The organism is Pseudomonas sp. A125 (assembly GCF_055409485.1).
Genome location: NZ_JBUZVP010000001.1, coordinates 600,353 through 620,155 on the forward strand (window position 1 = coordinate 600,353; position 19,803 = coordinate 620,155).

The 19,803-nt window shown below is 61.2% G+C and carries 19 protein-coding genes; 10 read left to right on the top strand and 9 right to left on the bottom strand.

The features are described from left to right. Window positions 1-39 precede the first annotated feature (39 nt). Window positions 40-1,473, top strand: coding sequence for a M48 family metalloprotease (locus tag ACZRN6_RS02750; protein ID WP_322143738.1), 1,434 nt, complete (start codon window positions 40-42; stop codon window positions 1,471-1,473). Between the two features lie 67 nt (window positions 1,474-1,540). On the opposite strand, the gene ACZRN6_RS02755 is transcribed toward ACZRN6_RS02750, so the two are convergent. The 4 genes from ACZRN6_RS02755 to rpoE form a co-directional block, all read right to left on the bottom strand. Beyond that, complete coding sequence (locus ACZRN6_RS02755) at window positions 1,541-2,977, bottom strand: DegQ family serine endoprotease (protein WP_464007144.1); 1,437 nt, start codon at window positions 2,975-2,977, stop codon at window positions 1,541-1,543. A gap of 246 nt (window positions 2,978-3,223) precedes the next feature. Beyond that, window positions 3,224-4,180 (bottom strand): MucB/RseB C-terminal domain-containing protein, encoded by a 957-nt coding sequence (locus tag ACZRN6_RS02760; RefSeq protein ID WP_464007145.1) that lies wholly within the window; start codon window positions 4,178-4,180, stop codon window positions 3,224-3,226. Window positions 4,181-4,196: 16 nt separating this feature from the next. Continuing rightward, a complete protein-coding gene (locus tag ACZRN6_RS02765) occupies window positions 4,197-4,784 on the bottom strand; it encodes a sigma-E factor negative regulatory protein (RefSeq protein WP_003172479.1) in 588 nt (195 codons plus the stop codon). 31 nt (window positions 4,785-4,815) lie between these two features. Beyond that, on the bottom strand, window positions 4,816-5,397 hold the full coding sequence (gene rpoE, locus ACZRN6_RS02770; protein WP_003172477.1) for an RNA polymerase sigma factor RpoE: 582 nt from the start codon (window positions 5,395-5,397) through the stop codon (window positions 4,816-4,818). 467 nt (window positions 5,398-5,864) lie between these two features. Here rpoE and nadB point away from each other — a divergent pair, with 467 nt between their 5' ends. Then, complete coding sequence (gene nadB / locus ACZRN6_RS02775; protein WP_464007146.1) at window positions 5,865-7,481, top strand: L-aspartate oxidase; 1,617 nt, start codon at window positions 5,865-5,867, stop codon at window positions 7,479-7,481. Here nadB and ACZRN6_RS02780 read toward each other — a convergent pair. After that, the gene (locus ACZRN6_RS02780) at window positions 7,450-7,902 is read right to left on the bottom strand and encodes a protein YgfX (protein WP_464007147.1); all 453 of its coding nucleotides are present in this window, start codon (window positions 7,900-7,902) and stop codon (window positions 7,450-7,452) included. The two genes, nadB and ACZRN6_RS02780, sit on opposite strands and share 32 nt — an antisense overlap. Beyond that, on the bottom strand, window positions 7,886-8,140 hold the full coding sequence (locus ACZRN6_RS02785) for an FAD assembly factor SdhE (protein WP_003212000.1): 255 nt from the start codon (window positions 8,138-8,140) through the stop codon (window positions 7,886-7,888). The genes ACZRN6_RS02780 and ACZRN6_RS02785 overlap by 17 nt, the downstream gene beginning before the upstream one ends. 139 nt (window positions 8,141-8,279) lie before the next feature. Here ACZRN6_RS02785 and ygfZ point away from each other — a divergent pair, with 139 nt between their 5' ends. Then, window positions 8,280-9,221, top strand: a complete 942-nt coding sequence (gene ygfZ / locus ACZRN6_RS02790) for a CAF17-like 4Fe-4S cluster assembly/insertion protein YgfZ (RefSeq protein ID WP_464007148.1) — start codon at window positions 8,280-8,282, stop codon at window positions 9,219-9,221. Window positions 9,222-9,257: 36 nt separating this feature from the next. Beyond that, entirely contained in the window at window positions 9,258-10,079 is an 822-nt protein-coding gene (locus tag ACZRN6_RS02795) for an HDOD domain-containing protein (RefSeq protein WP_322143732.1), read from the top strand. Here the strand turns inward: ACZRN6_RS02795 and ACZRN6_RS02800 are convergent, their stop codons facing one another. Beyond that, on the bottom strand, window positions 10,080-11,465 hold the full coding sequence (locus ACZRN6_RS02800; RefSeq protein ID WP_322143731.1) for a sensor histidine kinase: 1,386 nt from the start codon (window positions 11,463-11,465) through the stop codon (window positions 10,080-10,082). Further along, on the bottom strand, window positions 11,458-12,129 hold the full coding sequence (locus tag ACZRN6_RS02805) for a response regulator (RefSeq protein WP_003212008.1): 672 nt from the start codon (window positions 12,127-12,129) through the stop codon (window positions 11,458-11,460). The genes ACZRN6_RS02800 and ACZRN6_RS02805 overlap by 8 nt, the downstream gene beginning before the upstream one ends. Before the next feature lie 236 nt (window positions 12,130-12,365). Here ACZRN6_RS02805 and ACZRN6_RS02810 point away from each other — a divergent pair, with 236 nt between their 5' ends. Genes ACZRN6_RS02810 through ACZRN6_RS02830 form a run of 5 tightly spaced genes read left to right on the top strand, consistent with a single transcriptional unit; the run spans window position 12,366 to window position 17,725 of the window. Continuing rightward, window positions 12,366-13,646, top strand: coding sequence for an OprD family porin (locus ACZRN6_RS02810; RefSeq protein ID WP_322143730.1), 1,281 nt, complete (start codon window positions 12,366-12,368; stop codon window positions 13,644-13,646). A 28-nt stretch (window positions 13,647-13,674) separates the two neighbouring features. Beyond that, window positions 13,675-14,661, top strand: a complete 987-nt coding sequence (locus ACZRN6_RS02815) for a Bug family tripartite tricarboxylate transporter substrate binding protein (RefSeq protein WP_322143729.1) — start codon at window positions 13,675-13,677, stop codon at window positions 14,659-14,661. A gap of 59 nt (window positions 14,662-14,720) precedes the next feature. Continuing rightward, window positions 14,721-15,179, top strand: coding sequence for a tripartite tricarboxylate transporter TctB family protein (locus ACZRN6_RS02820; RefSeq protein WP_322143728.1), 459 nt, complete (start codon window positions 14,721-14,723; stop codon window positions 15,177-15,179). A 1-nt stretch (window position 15,180) separates the two neighbouring features. Then, the gene (locus ACZRN6_RS02825; protein ID WP_464007149.1) at window positions 15,181-16,695 is read left to right on the top strand and encodes a tripartite tricarboxylate transporter permease; all 1,515 of its coding nucleotides are present in this window, start codon (window positions 15,181-15,183) and stop codon (window positions 16,693-16,695) included. Further along, window positions 16,688-17,725 (top strand): AbrB family transcriptional regulator, encoded by a 1,038-nt coding sequence (locus tag ACZRN6_RS02830; RefSeq protein WP_322143726.1) that lies wholly within the window; start codon window positions 16,688-16,690, stop codon window positions 17,723-17,725. Before ACZRN6_RS02825 ends, ACZRN6_RS02830 begins: the two co-directional genes overlap by 8 nt. 139 nt (window positions 17,726-17,864) lie before the next feature. Here ACZRN6_RS02830 and ung read toward each other — a convergent pair whose 3' ends face one another. Then, entirely contained in the window at window positions 17,865-18,557 is a 693-nt protein-coding gene (ung, locus tag ACZRN6_RS02835; protein ID WP_322143725.1) for a uracil-DNA glycosylase, read from the bottom strand. Between the two features lie 132 nt (window positions 18,558-18,689). Here ung and ACZRN6_RS02840 point away from each other — a divergent pair, with 132 nt between their 5' ends. Further along, window positions 18,690-19,802, top strand: coding sequence for an enoyl-CoA hydratase/isomerase family protein (locus ACZRN6_RS02840; RefSeq protein WP_464007168.1), 1,113 nt, complete (start codon window positions 18,690-18,692; stop codon window positions 19,800-19,802). The last annotated feature ends 1 nt before the right edge of the window (window position 19,803 follow it).

A 19,803-nucleotide genomic window follows, 5' to 3' on the forward strand; every position in this document is an offset into this window, starting at 1 on the left:
GTCCGGCTACAGTAAGGTCTTTGTCGAAAGGCTTTGTGCATGACTTTTTTGCGCCCTACCCTGCTGACGCTGGCTTGCCTGCTTGCCTCTCCAGGCTTCGCCGACGACCTGCCGTCACTTGGCGACGCCAGTTCTGCCATTGTCTCGCCGCAACAGGAATACCAACTGGGCCGAGCATGGCTGGCCTACCTGCGTGGCCAGGTCTCGCAGCTCAACGACCCGCAACTGAAGGATTACGTCGAAACCAGCGTTTACAAGCTGGTTGAGACCAGCCAGGTGAATGACCGGCGCCTGGAGTTCATTCTGATCAACAGCCCGCAGTTGAACGCCTTTGCCGCACCGGGGGGCATTGTCGGGGTCAACGGCGGCCTGTTCCTCAACGCCCAGACCGAAGGCGAATACGCCTCGGTGCTGGCGCACGAATTGGCTCACTTGTCCCAACGCCACTTCGCCCGAGGCGTAGAAGCACAGCAGCGCATGCAGATCCCGATGATGGCGGCGCTGCTCGGCGGCATCATCGCTGCTGCCGCTGGCGCGGGGGATGCAGGCATTGCCGCGATTGCCGGCAGCCAGGCCGCCGCAATCCAGGAACAACGCCGCTTTTCTCGGCAAAACGAGCAAGAGGCTGACCGCATCGGCATTCTCAACCTGGAGAAGGCCGGCTACGACCCACGTTCCATGCCGACCATGTTCGAGCGTTTGATGCGCCAGTACCGTTTCGATGCCAAGCCACCGGAATTCCTGCTGACTCACCCGGTGACCGAATCGCGGATCGCCGACACCCGCAACCGTGCGGAGCAGGCCAAGCAGGGCGGTATTGAGGACAGCCTGCGCTATCAACTGATCCGCGCTCGGGTGCAGCTGTATTACGAAGACACGCCTGGGCTGGCAGCCAAACGCTTCCAGGCCCAGCTGGATGAGAATCCGAAAAGCGACGTGGCGCGTTATGGTCTTGCCATCGCCCAGATCAAAGGTTCGCAGTTCAACCTGGCAAGGGAAAATCTCAAGCCCCTGCTGGCCAAGGCGCCCAACGACATCACGTACAACCTGGCGCAGATAGAGCTGGACATGACTAACAACCGCCTGCCGGATGCCCAACAGCGTACGGACCGGATGTTGACGCAATACCCAGGCAACTACCCGTTGAACCAGGTACGGGTAGATCTTCTGCTCAAGCAGAACCGCACGGCTGACGCGGAAAAAGCCCTCGAAGGCCTGCTTAAATCACGCTCGGACGATCCGGATGTCTGGTATCAGGTCGCGGAAACCCGGGGTTTGTCAGGCAATATCATCGGCCTGCATCAGGCGCGCGCCGAGTACTTCGCGCTGGTGGGTGATTTCCAGCAAGCCATCCAGCAACTCGATTTCGCCAAGCGTCGCGCGGGTAGCAACTTCCCGCTGTCATCACGTATCGATGCACGCCAGCGCGAGCTGATCGAACAGGAACGCCTGGTCAAAGGCATGATGAGCTAAACCTTGCAGCCACAAAAAAGCCCCGCTCTCGTGCATCGAGAGCGGGGCTTTTTATTGGACTAGCGGATTACTCAGCCAGCTTGAACGTAATGAAGCTTGCACGGCCCTGACGCAGGACGCGCATCGACACCGAGCGATTCTTCGGCAGCGCCTTGGCGATGTCGGTGAACTCTTTGGTGGAGTTGATAGCCTGGTTGTTCAGGTGAGTAATCACGTCACCCGGTTGCAGGCCGATCAGGGAGGCAGGACCGTCCTGGACTTCCTTGATCACTACACCACTCTTGAGGTCGAAGCTTTTCTTCTGCTCTTCGGTCAATTCGACTACGGCAATGCCCAGGCGGTTGCTGCTGCGTTCGGCACCCGGCTTGCTGTTGCCAAGCGCATCAAGCGCCGCGCCTTCTTCCGGGATCGCGCCGACAGTCAGCTCAACGTTCTGGCGCTTGCCGTCGCGAATCACTTCCAGCTTGGCTTTGCTGCCGGCCTTGAGCGCGCCTACCAGGTGTGGCAGGTCTGCAGACATGACGATTGGCTGGCCGTTCATGCTCAGGATCACGTCCCCCACCTGCAGGCCGCCTTTGGCTGCCGGGCCATCGTCCTGGATCTGCGCAACCAGAGCACCGGCTGGCTTGTCGAGGCCAAAGGATTCAGCCAGATCCTTGTTCACTTCCTGGATCACCACGCCCAGCCAGCCGCGGCTGACTTTGCCACCGGTTTTCAGCTGGTTGGAAACGTCCATCGCCACGTCGATCGGGATCGCGAAGGAAACACCCATGAAACCACCGGAGCGGGTGTAGATCTGCGAGTTGATACCGACTACTTCACCCGCCAGGTTGAACAGTGGACCACCGGAGTTGCCCGGGTTGATCGGCACGTCAGTCTGGATGAACGGCACGTAGTTTTCGTTCGGCAGGCTGCGGCCGATGGCGCTGACAATGCCTTGGGTCACGGTGTGGTCAAAACCAAACGGCGAACCGATGGCGACTACCCACTGCCCGGCTTTCAGGTCCTGGGATTTGCCCAGCTTCAGCACCGGCAGGTCTTTGCCTTCGATTTTCAGCAGGGCCACGTCGGAACGGGGGTCGGTACCCACCAGCTTGGCTTTCAGCTCACTGCGATCAGCCAGGCGCACCAGGATCTCGTCGGCATCGGCAATCACGTGGTTGTTGGTAAGGATATAGCCGTCAGGCGAGATGATAAAACCCGAACCCAGGGACTGAGCCTCGCGCTGGCCACCACCGCCACGCGGCGTGCGCGGCTGGGGCATGCCGCGTTCAAAGAACTCGCGCAGCATTGGCGGCAAGCCTTCCAGATCAGGCATCTGCTGGTTGGAGACTTTGCGATCAGGCAGCTTCTGCGTAGTACTGATGTTTACCACGGCAGGCGACGCCTGCTCCACCAGTTGGGTGAAGTCAGGCAGATCGGCCGCTTGCGCGGTAACGGCCTGACCCAGCACCAGCACCGTGGCGACTATGGATAGGTAAGACTTCAAACGTGGTATCGACATACAGCTCCCGTTACGACGAGCAGGGTTGAGCGACAGGGTTCAATAAATGCCGAAAAAAACTGCGACCGACATTTTTGTTCCGCGAACAAAACAAGGCCAAGGCCGTGAAGCCCTGACCTATAAAAAACATAGGGGATATTAGCAAGTGAAAAAAATGATCCAGACATTTCATGCTCTCGGCAGAGGCAGGCATCGGCTTTCTCCTGCACAACATTGAAATATCAGGATGAACATAGGATTAACAACTCACGGCGTGGCCGGCGTGGCGCCGCTACGTACAGACAGCGCAATTCGCTCGGCGGTACCGATCGGGATTTCTCCGACGACCGTCACCATCACCTCGCCCTCTACAGTGTTCAGGCGCCGCGATACCGCAACGGTAGGCCCAAGTTGGGTACGCGTCTCGGTAACAGCCGCGCCGTTGAGCGGCTCCAGAAACACTGAGAAACGTGCAAGCCCATCGTCATACATCAAGCTGCTGACAACCACCTTGGTGTGGGAATCTTTATGCGCGCTGCTGCTGGACAATTGAAAGCCCGGCGGCAACCAATCCAGGTGCCAGGCCTGAGGGGCTTCGGCTTCTGATGCCTTGGCAGTGGAAACAGCCACCGGCGTGCATTCTCCACTGGGCTGTAAATCCCGATCATCGGGCACCGAGGTGTTGAGCTGGGTAAACTGGAATCTCTCAAGCAACTGGCCTTGGTCATTGAGCAACAACGACTTGAGTGGCAGCGCGGTTTCGCGGTCCAGGTGCAGTTCAAAACCATAACGGTATTGATCACGGGGCGTCACAGAGACAATGATTGCGTTTCGACCAGCCACGCGCGATTTGCCGGTTACGGCAAGATCGTAGAAAACCTTGAGTTTTTGCGGGTAAAAAGCGCGTGCAGGGGCGTTGGAGGAATCTCCAAGACCGGCAACCAGCGTGCCGCTTACGCATTGGGTACGACCGTCAACGCGCAAGACTTCCTGGGCAGAACCATCGAGCTGTAAAAGCCGCTCACGGACCAGGCCATTCTGGACACGATGCCAGATGTCATGGGTAGAAAAACTACCGTTACGCTCGTAGATAAAGGTGCCCTGGAAGCTTTGTTGCTGCTCCGCCCGCCCAAGACGAGTCAGCCAGTCTTGGGCTTCGTCGGCATGGGCAGGGACTACAAACCAGCCACTGAGCAACAGCGCAAGGAGCGGTATGGCACGCATAAAGCTCCTTGGCGGACTAGCGGTTTTCCAGGCTTGCAGCGCGAGCGTATGGCAGAGCGCTTTCAGTGCCTTTCAGGGCAGATTCCTGTGCGTGTTGGCGCAGGTAGCCCGGAAGACGCTGATCCTGCCAGCCGGATTGCCCTTGAAGTACACCGTTGGCCATAGGCCCGGTGGTATCGGAGCTTTCCTTGTAGCCGGCCAGTACGGCTGGGCCCTTGACCTGCGGACCGGCCATAACCGGTTGCTGAGTCTGTTGGGCCAGTTCGGCACCGGCGATCTCGTCCTGGTTGTACAGGCGAACACCGGCCAATACAGCAACGGTCACCGAAGCGGCCACTGCCAAACGACCCAGGCTACGCCAAGGACCGCGAGCAGCTTTTGCCGGAACGGCTTCATCAGCCAGTGCAGCAGAAACGGCCGCAGCAATATCCAGACGAGGGATTAGTAGATCCTTGTGCATCACCGCCCGAGCGACTTGGTAACGAGACCAGGTATCACGGGTTTCGGCGTCATCAAATGCATTAAGCACTCGACGAAGTTCCAGTTCATCCGCTTCGTTATCCATCACTGCGGACAGCGATTCCTGCAGGGCATCACGACTCATGGCGGTTCCTCTCTTGGCTGTCGCCGCTGTCTCAGTTTTCCTGCAACAACGGCTGCAGGGCTTTATCGATGGCTTCCCGAGCCCGGAAAATCCGGGAACGTACGGTACCCACCGGACATTGCATGACGCTCGCAATGTCCTCGTAACTCAGACCATCGAATTCACGTAAAGTTAACGCCGTACGTAAATCTTCTGGCAGTTGCTGAATAGTGCGATGAACGGTGCCTTCGATCTCGTCGCGCAGCAGAGCACGCTCCGGCGACTCGAGATCCTTGAGGCCGTGATCACCATCATAAAATTCAGCATCTTCCGAACTAACATCACTATCCGGCGGGCGGCGACCGCGAGAAACCAGATAGTTCTTCGCCGTGTTAATGGCGATGCGGTAGAGCCACGTGTAAAACGCGCTATCACCGCGGAAATTACCGAGTGCACGATAAGCCTTGATAAAGGCTTCCTGTGCAACGTCCTGCGCTTCATGGGTGTCGTGCACAAACCGCACGATCAACCCGAGAATTTTGTGCTGGTATTTCAGCACTAGCAGATCAAATGCCCGCTTGTCGCCGCGTTGAACGCGCTCGACCAGCTGCTGATCCTCTTCCTGGGTTAGCATGAACACTCCTCGTTGTACTTGAAGGAGGCTTGCATAACTAATCGATCAGGCTTGCAAACATAGACTCGGACTTTTCGCAAAAGTTCTCCCCCTCCAAGCAAGTTTCCGGTACGCACTGATTTGGCACACACGAAAAACGCAGCGCGGGCAATGCCGGCTGCGCGAATAATCTGTCGCCAGTTTCCTGACACGCCTGCAAGAGGCGCCGACCAGTAAATCCAGCGTGTTCCCAGCTTTCGGGCATCCTGCTATTGAGTCGGGGCCTATGCAAAAAGTTCCCATCTCGATCGCTGTCCGTTTCATGAAAGCCGTGCAGTTCGTTGACCGTAGTCTCACAATGCCACGAATGCCCGGCTATTGTGCCGCTCCCCCCCTCTATATACTAGTGGGCCGTGTGACCCTTTGATTCGCCGATCCAGGCGTCCTGTTTGCGCCCCCTTCGGATCGCTTTTTGCGGAATCCTTCAAATGAGCCAACAGTTTCAACACGATGTCCTGGTGATTGGCAGCGGCGCCGCGGGCTTGAGCCTTGCGCTGACCTTGCCGGGCCACCTGCGCATAGCCGTTCTGAGCAAGGGCGACCTGGCCAATGGCTCGACATTCTGGGCCCAGGGCGGTGTCGCCGCGGTGCTCGATGACACCGACACCGTACAATCCCATGTCGAAGACACCCTCAATGCCGGCGGCGGCCTGTGCAATGAAGAGGCGGTGCGCTTCACCGTCGAGCACAGCCGCGAAGCCATCCAGTGGCTGATCGAGCAGGGGGTGCCCTTTACCCGCGATGAACATTCCGGTACCGACGACGGCGGCTTCGAGTTCCACCTGACCCGCGAAGGCGGCCACAGCCACCGGCGCATCATCCACGCCGCCGACGCCACCGGCGCCGCCATTTTCAAAACCTTGCTCGACCAGGCCCGGCAACGCCCCAACATCGAATTGCTGGAACAGCGCGTCGCCGTCGACCTGATCACCGAAAAGCGTCTGGGCCTCTCGGGTGACCGCTGCCTCGGCGCCTACGTGCTCAACCGTGCCAGCGGCGAAGTCGACACCTACGGCGCACGCTTCACCATTCTCGCCTCGGGCGGCGCGGCAAAGGTGTACCTCTATACCAGCAACCCCGATGGCGCCTGTGGTGATGGCATCGCCATGGCCTGGCGTTCGGGGTGCCGGGTGGCAAACCTGGAATTCAACCAGTTCCACCCCACGTGCCTGTATCACCCACAGGCCAAGAGTTTCCTGATCACCGAAGCCCTGCGCGGCGAAGGCGCACACCTGAAACTGCCCAACGGCGAACGCTTCATGCAGCGCTTCGACCCGCGTGCCGAGCTCGCGCCGCGCGACATCGTCGCCCGGGCCATCGACCACGAAATGAAGCGCCTGGGCATCGACTGCGTCTACCTGGACATCAGCCACAAACCCGAAGCCTTCATCAAGACGCACTTCCCGACGGTCTACGAGCGCTGCCTGGCGTTCAACATCGACATCACCAAAGGCCCAATCCCAGTCGTCCCGGCGGCGCACTACACCTGCGGCGGTGTGATGGTCGACCAACACGGCCGCACCGACGTGCCCGGCCTGTATGCCATCGGCGAAACCAGCTTCACCGGACTGCACGGCGCCAACCGCATGGCCAGCAACTCGCTGCTGGAATGTTTCGTCTATGCGCGCTCCGCCGCCGCCGACATCCTTGAACAACTGCCCCGCATCCCGGTACCGGCCGCCCTGCCCCGCTGGGACGCCAGCCAGGTGACCGATTCGGACGAGGACGTGATCATCGCCCACAACTGGGACGAGTTACGGCGCTTCATGTGGGACTACGTGGGCATCGTGCGCACCAACAAGCGCCTGGCGCGGGCACAACACCGGGTTCGGCTGCTGCTGGATGAGATCGACGAGTTCTACAGCAACTATAAAGTCAGCCGCGACCTGATCGAGTTGCGCAACCTGGCGCAGGTGGCGGAACTGATGATCCGCTCGGCGATGGAACGCAAGGAAAGCCGGGGCCTGCATTACACCCTCGACTACCCGCAGATGCTGCCCGAGGCGCGCGACACTATTCTGGTGCCAACCACCTACGGCGGCTGAACTTCAGGCGCACCCGCAGGCGCCGATGCACATCGGCGGTCTGCGAATCGCGCGGCACACACACCGAACGCACCCGCCAGTCACCCTGCACGCGAAAGCGCAGCACCACGATCAACGGCAACGCCAGGCTGTCGGGACGCAGTTGCACGCTGTGCCAGCCACGCGCGGTGCTCCACAACTGCCAACCGTCTTCATCGCGGCGCAGGCCACGGATCGACGAACGGTGAGTCAGCAGAATATGGCGCGGCAGCACCCATCCGCCGTGCGCCAGGCACAGCAAGGCGCCGAAAGCGGCAACCCACGGGGGCACATCGAGAAACCACAACGCACCCAGTGCGAACGCCTGGGCGAAAAGATAAGCCGCCAGCAACTGCCCGGAGGCGTGCCAGCGGCATTCGAACGTATTACTTGGGCTGGACACGATCCAGGATCATCCGAACCATGCGTTGCAGCTCCGGGTCTTCCGATTCGGCGCGCTCCATGAACCAGCCGAACATGTCCTGATCTTCGCATTCCAGCAGCTTGCGGTAGCAATCGCGGTCGACGTCGTTGAGGTGCGGGTAGACCTCCCTGACGAACGGTACCAGCAACACGTCCAGCTCAAGCATGCCGCGGCGGCTGTGCCAGTAGAGGCGATTGAGTTCTACATCTTCGACCATGGAGCGCTCCTCAAATAGAGCGCAAGTATACAGGCCGACGCTGCCTGGAACAGTCGGCTTTGGTCGGCCATACCGAAACTATCCATTTGCCGGGCGCCCCTCTATGATGCACCCATGACTTTTTAACCTGCGATGACCCATGGCTGACTCTGCTTTCTTCTGCTCCCTGCCACACGAAGGCGTTCTCGCCGTCCGCGGTTCCGACGCTGCCAAGTTCCTCCAGGGACAACTGACCTGCAACCTCAACTACCTGAGTGACACCCAGGCCAGCCTGGGCGCGCGCTGCACCCAAAAAGGGCGCATGCAGTCGAGCTTCCGTATCCTGCTGCAAGGTGATGGCGTGCTGATGGCCATGGCCACCGAACTGCTGGAGCCGCAACTGGCAGACCTTAAGAAGTACGCCGTATTCTCCAAGTCCAAACTCACCGACGAAAGCGCCGCCTGGGTGCGTTTCGGGGTGTCGCAAGCTGACCCGGTACTGGCCAGCCTCGGCCTTGAGCTACCCGCCGAGACCGACAGCGTGGTGCGCAGCGACGACTTGATCGCCATCCGCGTATCCCCAGGCCGCGCCGAACTCTGGGCCCCTGCCGCCCAAGCCGAAACCCTGCGCAGCCAACTCGGCTCGCAATTGAACGAAGTTGAACTGAACCAATGGCTGCTGGGCCAGATTCGTGCCGGCATCGGCCAGGTCATGCCCCAGACCCGCGAACTGTTCATCCCGCAAATGCTCAACCTGCAAGCCGTGGGTGGTGTCAGCTTCAAGAAAGGCTGCTACACCGGCCAGGAAATCGTCGCGCGCATGCAGTACCTGGGCAAACTCAAGCGTCGTTTGTACCGCCTGAGCCTGAATGCCAGCGAATTGCCAGAGCCCGGTACGCCACTGTTTTCCCCGACTCACAACAGCGCCATTGGCGAGGTGGTGATTGCCGCCCGTGCCGACCAGGCGATTGAACTTCTAGCGGTGCTGCAAGCCGAAGCAGCAGAGAGTGGCGATGTGCATGTAGGCACGCTGGAAGGCCCGGGCCTTCAACTGCTCGACCTGCCTTACCAGCTGGACCGTGATCGCGAGATCCAGCGCTGATCGTCGTACCTTTTTGCAACACCCTAGAGATCTTGAATGAACAAGCTGGCGGAAAAAGTCCAACAGGCTTTGGTTGTGGCCATCGATAACGATGACCTGGTTCTGCCAACGCTACCGGAGGTGGCCCTGAAGATTCGTCAGGCCGCCGAAGACCCGGACATCAGCATCAGCCACCTGAGCAAAGTGATCGGCCGAGACACTGCCCTGTCGGCACGGCTGATCAAAGTGGTCAACAGCCCGCTGTTGCGTGCGACCCAGGAAGTCACCGACTTGCACACCGCCATCACTCGGCTGGGCACCAACTACAGCAGCAACCTGGCGATTGGCCTGGTGATGGAACAAATCTTCCACGCCCGTTCCGAAGTGGTCGAACAAAAGATGCGTGATGTGTGGCGGCGCAGCCTGGAAGTAGCCGGCGTGAGCTATGCGCTGTGCCGCAACCACAGCCAATTGAAGCCGGACCAGGCAGCCCTCGGCGGCCTGGTGCACCAGATTGGCGTGCTGCCGATCCTGACCTACGCCGAAGACCACTATGAGCTGCTGGCTGACCCGGTCAGCCTGAATCACGTGATTGAAAGCATCCACCCATTGCTGGGCGCCAAGCTGCTGCGCCGCTGGGACTTCCCGGAAATGCTGGTCAACCTGCCAGCGCAATACATGGACCTGGAGCGCGACTCCGAGCGCCTGGACTATATCGACCTGGTCCAAGTCGCCGTGCTGTACTGCCATCGCAACACCGATCACCCTCTGGCCAGCGTGCCGGTATCGACGCTGCCTGCGATCAGCAAACTGCGGATCGACCCCTACAACGACGCCTTGCGCGCCGAGCTGGATGAAGCGCGGTCGATGTTTTACTGATTACCCGGCGATAAAACTGACCCGCACCTTCAACCCCGCCAGCTCACCATCATGCAAGCTGATCTGCGCCAGGTGTGCCCGGCAGATCTCGCCGACAATTGCCAGCCCCAAGCCCGAACCCAGGCCCTGCTGGCTGCGCCGATAAAAGCGCTCGAACACCCGGTCCCGCTCATCCAGCGGGATACCCGGGCCGTCATCTTCCACCTCAAGTACCGCTGGCGCCGTGACCCGCAGGATCACGTTGCCACCCGGCGGTGTGTGGGCCAGAGCGTTGTCCACCAGGTTGCTCAGTAATTCGTTCAACAACGTCGGCTCGCCCCGCAGCCACACCGGTTCGTCCGCCTCCAGTGCCAACGCCACACCGCGGGCATGGGCCAGCGGCGCCATGGCCATGCCCAGCTCACGGGCCAACTGGCTCAAGTCCAGCAACTGCGCTCCGCCTTCGGCAATTGCCCGGGCGCCGTTTTCGATGCGCGCCAGCGAGAGCAATTGATTGGCCAGGTGAGTCAGGCGATCGGTGCCTTGGGCGGCGGTTTCCAGGGTGGTGCGCCAGGTGGCCGGGTTGTCGGCGCGCAGGCCGAGTTCCAGGCGCGCCTTGAGCGCCGCCAGCGGCGTACGCAGCTCATGCGCGGCATCGGCAATGAACTGCGCCTGGCGCTCGAACTGCCCGCGCAGGCGTTCGGTGAAATGGTTGAGCGCCCGCACCAGCGGGCCCAACTCATGTTGCACTTCCACCAGCGGCAACGGCCGCAGGTCATCCGGCTGACGCTCCTCCACCGCCGTGCGCAAACGCTCCAGCGGGCGCAGGGCCGCACTCACGGCAAACCACACCAACAGCAACGCGCCGACGGCCAGCATGCCCAAGCGCAGCAACGTATCAGCCATCAGGCTGCGCGCCATGGCGACTCGCGCCTCATCGGTTTCGGCCACGCGGATTTCCGCCATGCCGTTCATGTTCGGTTCGGACACCGGCTTGAGCAGGCTCACCACCCGCACGTTCTGGCCCTGATACCTGGCGTTATAGAAACGCGCCAGCGCCGGGTAGTCATCGGTACGTGGCGTACCCGGCGGCGGGCCCGGCAGGTTTTCGTAGCCAGAAATAAGCTTCTGGTGAATATCATTGACCTGGTAGTAAATCCGCCCGGCGCTGTCATAGGCGAATGTGTCCAGTGCCACGTAGGGCACATCGGCACTCAAGGTGCCGTCGCGATGAGACAAGCCGGCAGCAATGGTCCGTGCCGAGGCCAGCAGCGTGCGGTCATATGCCGTGTCCGCTGCCTCTCGACCATTCCAGTAAGCGCTCAAGCCGCTGGCAATCATCAACACCACCAACAGCAACGCCAGGTTCCACAGCAGGCGCCAGCGCAGGCTGCTGGGCTTATGCATCGCGGGCTTCCAGCAGGTACCCCAGGCCACGGAACGTGACAATGGCCACTGGCTGGCCGTCGAGTTTCTTGCGCAGGCGGTGCACGTAGATTTCGATGGCATCGGGGCTGGCCTCTTCATCCAGGCCGAACACCTGGGATGCCAGTTGCTCCTTGCTCATCACCCGGCCGGGACGTGCGATCAGCGCCTCAAGCACCGCCTGCTCGCGGGAGGTCAGGGTCAGCAGTTCACCGCCCAGGGTGAAGCGCCGGGTGTCCAGGTCGTAGATCAGCACGCCACAGGCCTGCTGCCGCTCACCGCCGAGCACGCTACGGCGCAGCAGCGCTTTCACCCGCGCTTCCAGCTCAGTCAGTTCGAACGGCTTGGCCAGGTAGTCATCTGCGCCGAGGTTGAGGCCATGCACCCGGTCTTTTACGTCGCTGCGGGCCGTCAGCATCAACACAGGCAGATTTTTCCCACGCGCCCGCAACCGTGCCAGCACCTCAAAACCGTCCATGCGCGGCAGGCCCACATCAAGGATCGCCACTGCGTATTCCTCGCTGCTCAGGGCCAGGTCCGCCGCCACACCATCGTGCAGCACGTCGACGGTCAAACCCGTGCTCTTGAGCGCCTGGGCAACACTTTCGGCTAGCTGCAAATGGTCTTCGACCAGAAGGACACGCATGGGTTTTTACCTCGTTCGGGGGTGGTCGGCGCCACGCTTTGCCGGGGAGTTTACAGGCGCCGCCTGTGCTGTGAAGCCCGAAAACATTGAAAGGCCACTGAAAGGTTAGTGAAAGCTTCGCCCTTTAGCATCCAGCCACGGTGGGTTTCGCCTGCCGAGCTATTTCACCCATAGCGCCCGAAAAACGCCTCGAAGCGTTTTCGCCAAAATAAGAACAATAACGGAGTACACCCACGATGCTGCGCACACAGCCGCCTGCTCGTTCTTCTCGTCTCATCCAGACCGCCCTTGCCAGTGCCGCCGCCCTTGCCGGCTTCTCGCCTGCAGGCCAAGCTGCCTTTTTCGAGGACAGCACCGCCACCCTCGAAACCCGCAACATGTACTTCAACCGCGACTTTCGCGACGGCACCAGCGCGCAACAATCCAAGCGCGACGAATGGGCCCAGGGCTTCATGCTCAACCTGCAGTCGGGCTACACCGACGGCACCGTCGGCTTTGGCGTGGATGCGCTGGGCATGCTTGGGGTCAAGCTCGACTCCAGCCCCGACCGCACCGGCACGGGCTTGCTGCCGACTCACGATGACGGACGCGCTGCCAACGAATACTCCAAACTCGGCCTGACCGGCAAAGTGAAGATCTCCGCCACCGAGCTGAAAATCGGCGCGCTGATCCCCGAGCTGCCGATCCTCAAACCCAACGACGGGCGCATCCTGCCGCAGACGTTTGAGGGTGGCCTGTTGAGTTCCAAGGAGTTCAAGAACCTGGTGTTCACCGGCGGCCGCCTGAACAAGGCCAAGGACCGCGACGACACCAACTACGAGGACATTGGCCTCAACAACAAGAACAGCCGCTTTCTCAGCGGCGCCACCGGCAAGCATTTCGACTTCGGCGGTGTGGACTACAAGTTCGCCGACAAGATCACCGGCAGCTACCACTTCGCCCAACTCGACGACGTGTACCGCCAGCACTTCCTCGGCCTGGTGGCCTCGCGCCCGATGGGCCCCGGCACCTTCGGCGCCGACCTGCGCCTGGCCGTCAGCGATGACACCGGTGCAGCGCGCGGTGGCAAGATCGACAACACCTCCCTCAACGGCCTCTTCAGCTATGCCCTCAATGGCCATAAGCTCAGTGCCGGCTACCAGCACATGTCCGGTGACAGCGCCTTTCCCTACGTGGATGGCAGCGATCCTTACCTTGTCAACTTCGTGCAGATCAACGACTTTGCCGGCGCCGAAGAACGCTCCTGGCAGGCACGCTACGACTACGACTTCGCCAAGCTTGGGATTCCTGGCCTGAGCTTCATGAGCCGTTACCTGTCGGGTGACAACATCAAGCTCAAGAACGGCGAGACCGGCAAGGAGTGGGAACGCAACAGCGAGATCCGTTACGTAGTACAGAACGGCACCTTCAAGGATGTGGCCGTGCGGCTGCGCAATGCCACCTACCGTTCCAACTATTCGGCCCGTGATGCGGATGAAGTGCGCTTGCTGGTGAGCTACAGCGTCGCGCTTTGGTAACAGCAACCTCATAACAACAATGATGGAGATGAACATGACCCTTTCACTGCGTAAATTTGCCCTGACGGCCAGCTGCATGCTGTTCGCCAGCCAACTGTTGGCCGCCGAGCCCAAGCGCCCGGAATGCATTGCCCCGGCATCCCCGGGCGGCGGGTTTGACCTGACCTGCAAACTGGCGCAGAGCGCGCTGGTCAACCAGAAACTACTCAGCAAGCCGATGCGCGTGACCTACATGCCCGGCGGCGTGGGCGCGGTGGCCTACAACGCAGTCGTGGCCCAGCGCCCGGCAGACGCCGGCACATTGGTGGCCTGGTCCAGCGGTTCGCTGTTGAACCTGGCCCAGGGCAAGTTCGGCCGCTTCGATGAAAGCGCCGTGCGCTGGCTCGCCGCCGTCGGCACCAGCTACGGTGCCATCGCGGTCAAAAGCGATTCGCCCTATAAAAACCTCGACGATCTGGTCAAGGCCCTGAAGAAAGATCCAGGCAGCGTGGTCATCGGTTCCGGCGGCACCGTCGGCAGCCAGGACTGGATGCAAACCGCATTGATCGCCAAGGCTGCCGGGATCAACCCGCGCGACCTGCGTTACGTGGCACTGGAAGGCGGCGGTGAAATCGCCACTGCCCTGCTGGGCGGCCATATCCAGGTGGGCAGTACCGACATCTCCGACTCCATGCCACACATCCTCAGCGGTGACATGCGCCTGCTGGCGGTGTTCGCCGACGAGCGCCTGGACGAGCCGGAAATGAAGAACATCCCGACCGCCAAGGAACAAGGCTACGACATCGTCTGGCCCGTGGTGCGGGGTTTCTACCTCGGGCCAAAAGTCAGCGACGAAGACTACGCCTGGTGGAAAGACGCCTTCGACAAACTGCTGGCCTCCGACGAGTTCGCCAAGCTGCGTGACCAGCGCGAACTGTTCCCGTTCGCCATGACCGGCCCGGAACTGGACACCTACGTGAAGAAACAGGTGGCTGACTACAAAGTGCTGGCCAAAGAGTTCGGCCTGATCCAGTAATCGCCCCTTGTTCGCGCGGCCACGCCCTTGCGCATCGGGGCGTGGCCCAGGAGTTTCACATGCTCTTACAACGCATTTTCGCCTCAGTGATGTTGCTGGCCTGCGCCGGCCTTGCCCTGATGGCCTGGCCGTATCAGGCCTCGTTTTCCTACGAGCCGGTAGGGCCCCGGGCCTACCCGCTGCTGATGCTCGGGCTGATGGGCCTGGGTTTGATCTACATGCTGTTTCGCCCACAGCCCACCAAGCACACGGAAGAAGAACCAGCGCTGGACCGCCACACCCTGGTCAAGATCGGCATCTGCGTTGCGCTGTTGCTGGTGTTTGCCGGCACCTTCGAACCCCTGGGTTTTATCCTCAGCAGCATGCTGATCGGCATTCCGATGGCCCGCCTGTATGGCGGCCGCTGGCTACCCAGCGTGGTGATCGTGACCTTGATGAGCATCGGCCTTTATCTGTTGTTCGACAAAGCCATGGATGTACCGCTGCCGCTCGGCCTGCTTGAAGTTCTGGAGAACTGATATGGATACGTTCAGCTATTTGGGCCAGGGCTTCGGCGTTGCACTGACCCCTTACAACCTGATCACCGCGCTGTGCGGCACCTTGATCGGCACCGTGGTCGGCCTGCTGCCGGGCCTGGGCCCGATCAACGGCGTGGCGCTGTTGATCCCCATCGCATTCGCCCTCGGGCTGCCGCCCGAGTCGGCGTTGATCCTGTTGGCCGCCGTGTACCTGGGCTGCGAGTACGGCGGGCGCATCAGCTCGATCCTGCTGAACATCCCGGGTGAAGCCTCCACCGTGATGACCACCCTCGACGGCTACCCGATGGCCCGCAAAGGCCTGGCGGGCGTGGCCTTGTCGCTGTCGGCATGGAGCTCGTTCATCGGCGCGTTTATCGCCACCTGCGGCATGGTGCTGTTCGCCCCGCTGCTGGCCAAATGGGCGATTGCCTTCGGCCCGGCGGAATATTTCGTACTGATGGTGTTTGCCATCGTGTGCCTGGGCGGCATGGCCGGTGACAAACCGCTGAAGACCTTCGTGGCAGCCTTGATCGGCCTGTTTCTGTCGGCAGTGGGTATTGATGCCAACAGCGGTGTGTACCGTTTCACAGGCGATAACATCCACCTGACCGACGGCATCCAATTCGTGGTGCTGGTGCTGGGCCTGTTCTCCATCAGCGAGATCCTGTTGCTGCTGGAAAAAACCCACCGTGGCCAGGAAGCGGTAAAAGCCACCGGACGGATGATGTTCAACCTGAAGGAAGCTTCCTCGGTATTCGTAGTGAATATTCGCTGCGGCCTGTTGGGTTTCATCATGGGCGTATTGCCGGGCGCTGGCGCCACACTGGCCTCTGCCGTGGCCTACATGACCGAGAAACGCCTGGCCGGCGCCACCGGTAAATTCGGCCAGGGCGACATGCGTGGCCTGGCCGCTCCGGAAACCGCGATCGGCGCTTCTGCCTGCGGCGCCCTGGTGCCAATGCTGACCCTCGGTGTACCCGGTTCGGGCACCACAGCGGTAATGATCGGTGCCCTGTCGCTGTACAACATCACCCCCGGCCCGCTGCTGTTCCAACAGCAACCGGACATCGTCTGGGGCCTGATCGCCTCGTTGTTTATCGCCAACATCATGCTGGTGATCCTCAACATCCCGATGATCCGCATCTTCACGCGCATCCTTGCCGTGCCGAACTGGGCGCTGGTACCGGTGATCGCGATCATCACCGCGATCGGTGTGTACGCGGTTCACGCCACCACCTTCGACCTGTTCCTGATGGTCGGCATCGGTATCTTCGGCTACATCCTGCGCAAGCTGGACTTCCCGCTGTCGCCGGTCCTGCTGGGCTTTATCCTCGGCGGCTTGATGGAGCAGAACCTGCGCCGTGCGCTGTCGATTTCCAACGGCGAACTGCAAATCCTCTGGTCGAGCCCGATCACCTTCGGTGTATGGGTGCTGACTGCGTTGATGCTGCTGTTCCCGCTGGTGCGTATCTGGCGCAAGCGTTCCCTGCAGCGTCGTGCCGTGGCCGATGTCTGAGGTCACGTTCAGAAGCTGGTGGGCAACACCGCTGGTCGGTCTGCTGGGCGGGTACCTCGCCAGCCAGATCGGCTGGCCACTGCCGTACATGGTCGGCTCGTTGCTGGCGATCATCCTTGTTCGCTGCCTTACACCCTGGCAGCTCGCAGAAATCCCCGGCGGCCGCAAATGCGGCCAGTGGGTGGTCGGCATCGGCATCGGCCTGCACTTCACCCCAGTGGTGATGGAGCAGGTGATGAGCCACTTCGGCCTGATCTTCTTCGGCGCGCTGGTCACCAGCCTCTCCAGCATTGTGGGGGTGTGGTTGATGCGCCGCAGCGGTGAAGACCGCGCCACCGCATTTTTCTCCAGCATGCCGGGTGGTTCCGGCGAGATGGTCAACCTCGGCGCACGCAATGGCGCGGTGCTCAGCCGCGTCGCGGCGGGCCAGAGTCTGCGGGTGTTGGTGGTGGTGCTGTGTGTACCGGCGGCGTTCAAATACGTGCTGGGTGAAGGTGCTCCGCAGTTTCATCCAGCCAACGTCGATTGGACCTGGCTGGCGGTGCTGTTCCCTGTCGGCGGCTTGGTGGCCTGGGGTTGGCAGCGCTTGCGCCAGCCAAACCCATGGCTGTTCGGGCCGTTGCTGGTGAGCGCCGCCGTCAGCATTACCTGGGACTTGCACATCGGCCTGCCCGACGGCGGCAGCCAGATCGGCCAGTGGCTGATCGGCAGCGGCCTGGGTTGCCACTTCAACCGGCAGTTCTTCCGGCGTGCACCGTTGTTCATGGGGCGTACGTTGATCGGTACGGCGTTGACCATGTTGATCGCCACGCTGGCGGCTGTGGGCTTGAGTGCGCTCACACAACTGGATCTGCGTTCGCTGACACTGGGCATGATGCCAGGCGGAATTGCGGAAATGAGCCTGACGGCGGAAACCCTGCAACTGTCGGTGCCGTTGGTGACGGCGATGCAGGTGATGCGTTTGTTGTTTGTGTTGTTTCTGGCGGAGCCGTTGTTTCGGCACTGGAACCGGCAACCAGACAAAATCTAAAGCCTGAGAGACGTTCAATAGTGGGAGCTGTCGAGCCCAAGCGAGGCTGCGATAGTGGTGGGTCAGGCAGCATTATGCTGACTGTGCCGCCGTCTTCGCAGCCTCGCTAAAGCTCGACAGCTCCTACACTGGATCTATGTCAAACCGGCGGCAATCGCCACTCGATCGGCGTCTCGCCATTCTGCTCCAGAAACTTGTTGGTGCGGCTGAAATGCCCGCAGCCAATAAACCCTCTATACGCCGACAGCGGCGACGGATGCACCGACGTCAGCACCAAGTGCTTGGTGGCGTCGATCAGCTTCTGCTTGCCCTGCGCATGGGCGCCCCACAGCAGGAACACCAGGTGTGGCTGGTGCGCGCTGACAATCTCGATCACCCGGTCGGTAAAGAACTGCCAGCCCTTGCCTGCATGGGCGTTGGCATTCGCGCGCTCTACCGTCATGGTGGTGTTGATCATCAGCACACCCTGGTCGGCCCAGCTTTGCAGGTGGCCGTGGTTGGGGATGTCGATGTTCAGGTCGCGCTTGAGTTCTTTATAGATATTGACCAGCGACGGCGGCGCCGGCACGCCCGGTTGCACCGAGAAGCACAAGCCATGGGCCTGGCCGGGGCCGTGGTACGGGTCCTGGCCGAGGATTACCACCTTGACCTTGTCCAGCGGTGTTGAGTTGAGCGCGTTGAAGATCATCGGTCCCGGCGGGTAGATCTCCTTGCCGGCCGCGTGTTCCTGACGCAGGAATTCACGGAGCTGGGCCATGTACGGCTGGTCGAACTCGTCACGCAGGGCGTGTTTCCAGCTGGGTTCGAGTTTGATACGGTCGTCGGTGGTCATGGTTGCATCCAGAAAAAACAATGGTGCGAACCCTAGGAAAGCCCACCCTGCTTGTCAATTGATCTGACGCAGAACCGGCACTTTCCCGCGAAGCGATCATACTCAACCTTCACTTTCTCGATTGAGGTCATGATGAACCTGCACTTCGAAGAACTGATTGGCACCGACGGCGCCCGCATCGGCGTCGCCAGCCTGGACGCGGAAAAATCCCTTAACGCCCTGTCGTTGCCAATGATCCTGGCCTTGGGCGAACGCCTGGATGCCTGGGCCAAAGACCCGCAAATCGTTTGTGTGCTGCTGCGCGGCAATGGCCCCAAGGCGTTTTGCGCCGGTGGCGAAGTGCGCAGCCTGGCCCAGGCCTGCCGTGCACATCCCGGCGAGGTTCCGGCGCTGGCCGCGCAATTTTTCGCCGCGGAGTACCGCCTCGACTACCGCCTGCACACCTACCCCAAACCGTTGATCTGCTGGGGCCACGGCTATGTGCTGGGCGGCGGCATGGGCTTGCTGCAAAGCGCCGCCGTGCGCATCGTCACCCCGAGCAGTCGCCTGGCCATGCCGGAAATCAGCATCGGCCTGTACCCGGATGTGGGTGCGAGCTGGTTCCTGTCGCGCCTGCCCGGCAAGTTGGGTGTGTTCCTCGGCCTGACTGGCGCCCACATGAATGGCCGCGATGCCCTGGACCTGGGCCTGGCCGACCGTTTCCTGCTGGATGAACAACAAGACGAACTGCTGGAAGGCCTGCTGCAACTGAACTGGCAGGAACAGACCGACATGCAGCTCAACAGCCTGCTCAAGGCCCTGGCCCAGGAGGCCACCGGCCAAATGCCCGAAGCCCAATGGCTACCGCGCCGGGCGCAGATCGACGAGTGGCTGGATGTGGGCGAGGTGCGCTGCGCGTGGAGAGCCTTGAGCCAGTTGCGCGACCACACCGACCCGCTGTTCAGCCGCGCCGGCAAGACCCTGAGCGAAGGCTGCCCGCTGACCGCACACCTGGTGTGGGAGCAGATCCAGCGGGCGCGTCACCTGTCCCTGGCCCAGGTGTTCCAGATGGAGTACACCCTGAGCCTGAACTGCTGCCGCCACCCGGAATTCAGCGAAGGGGTGCGGGCGCGGTTGATCGACAAGGACCAACAGCCCCACTGGCATTGGCCGGACATCAACCTGATCCCTGAGGCGGTGGTGCAGGCGCACTTCCACAAGGTCTGGGAAGGGCGCCATCCGCTGGCAGATTTGTCCGACTACTGAA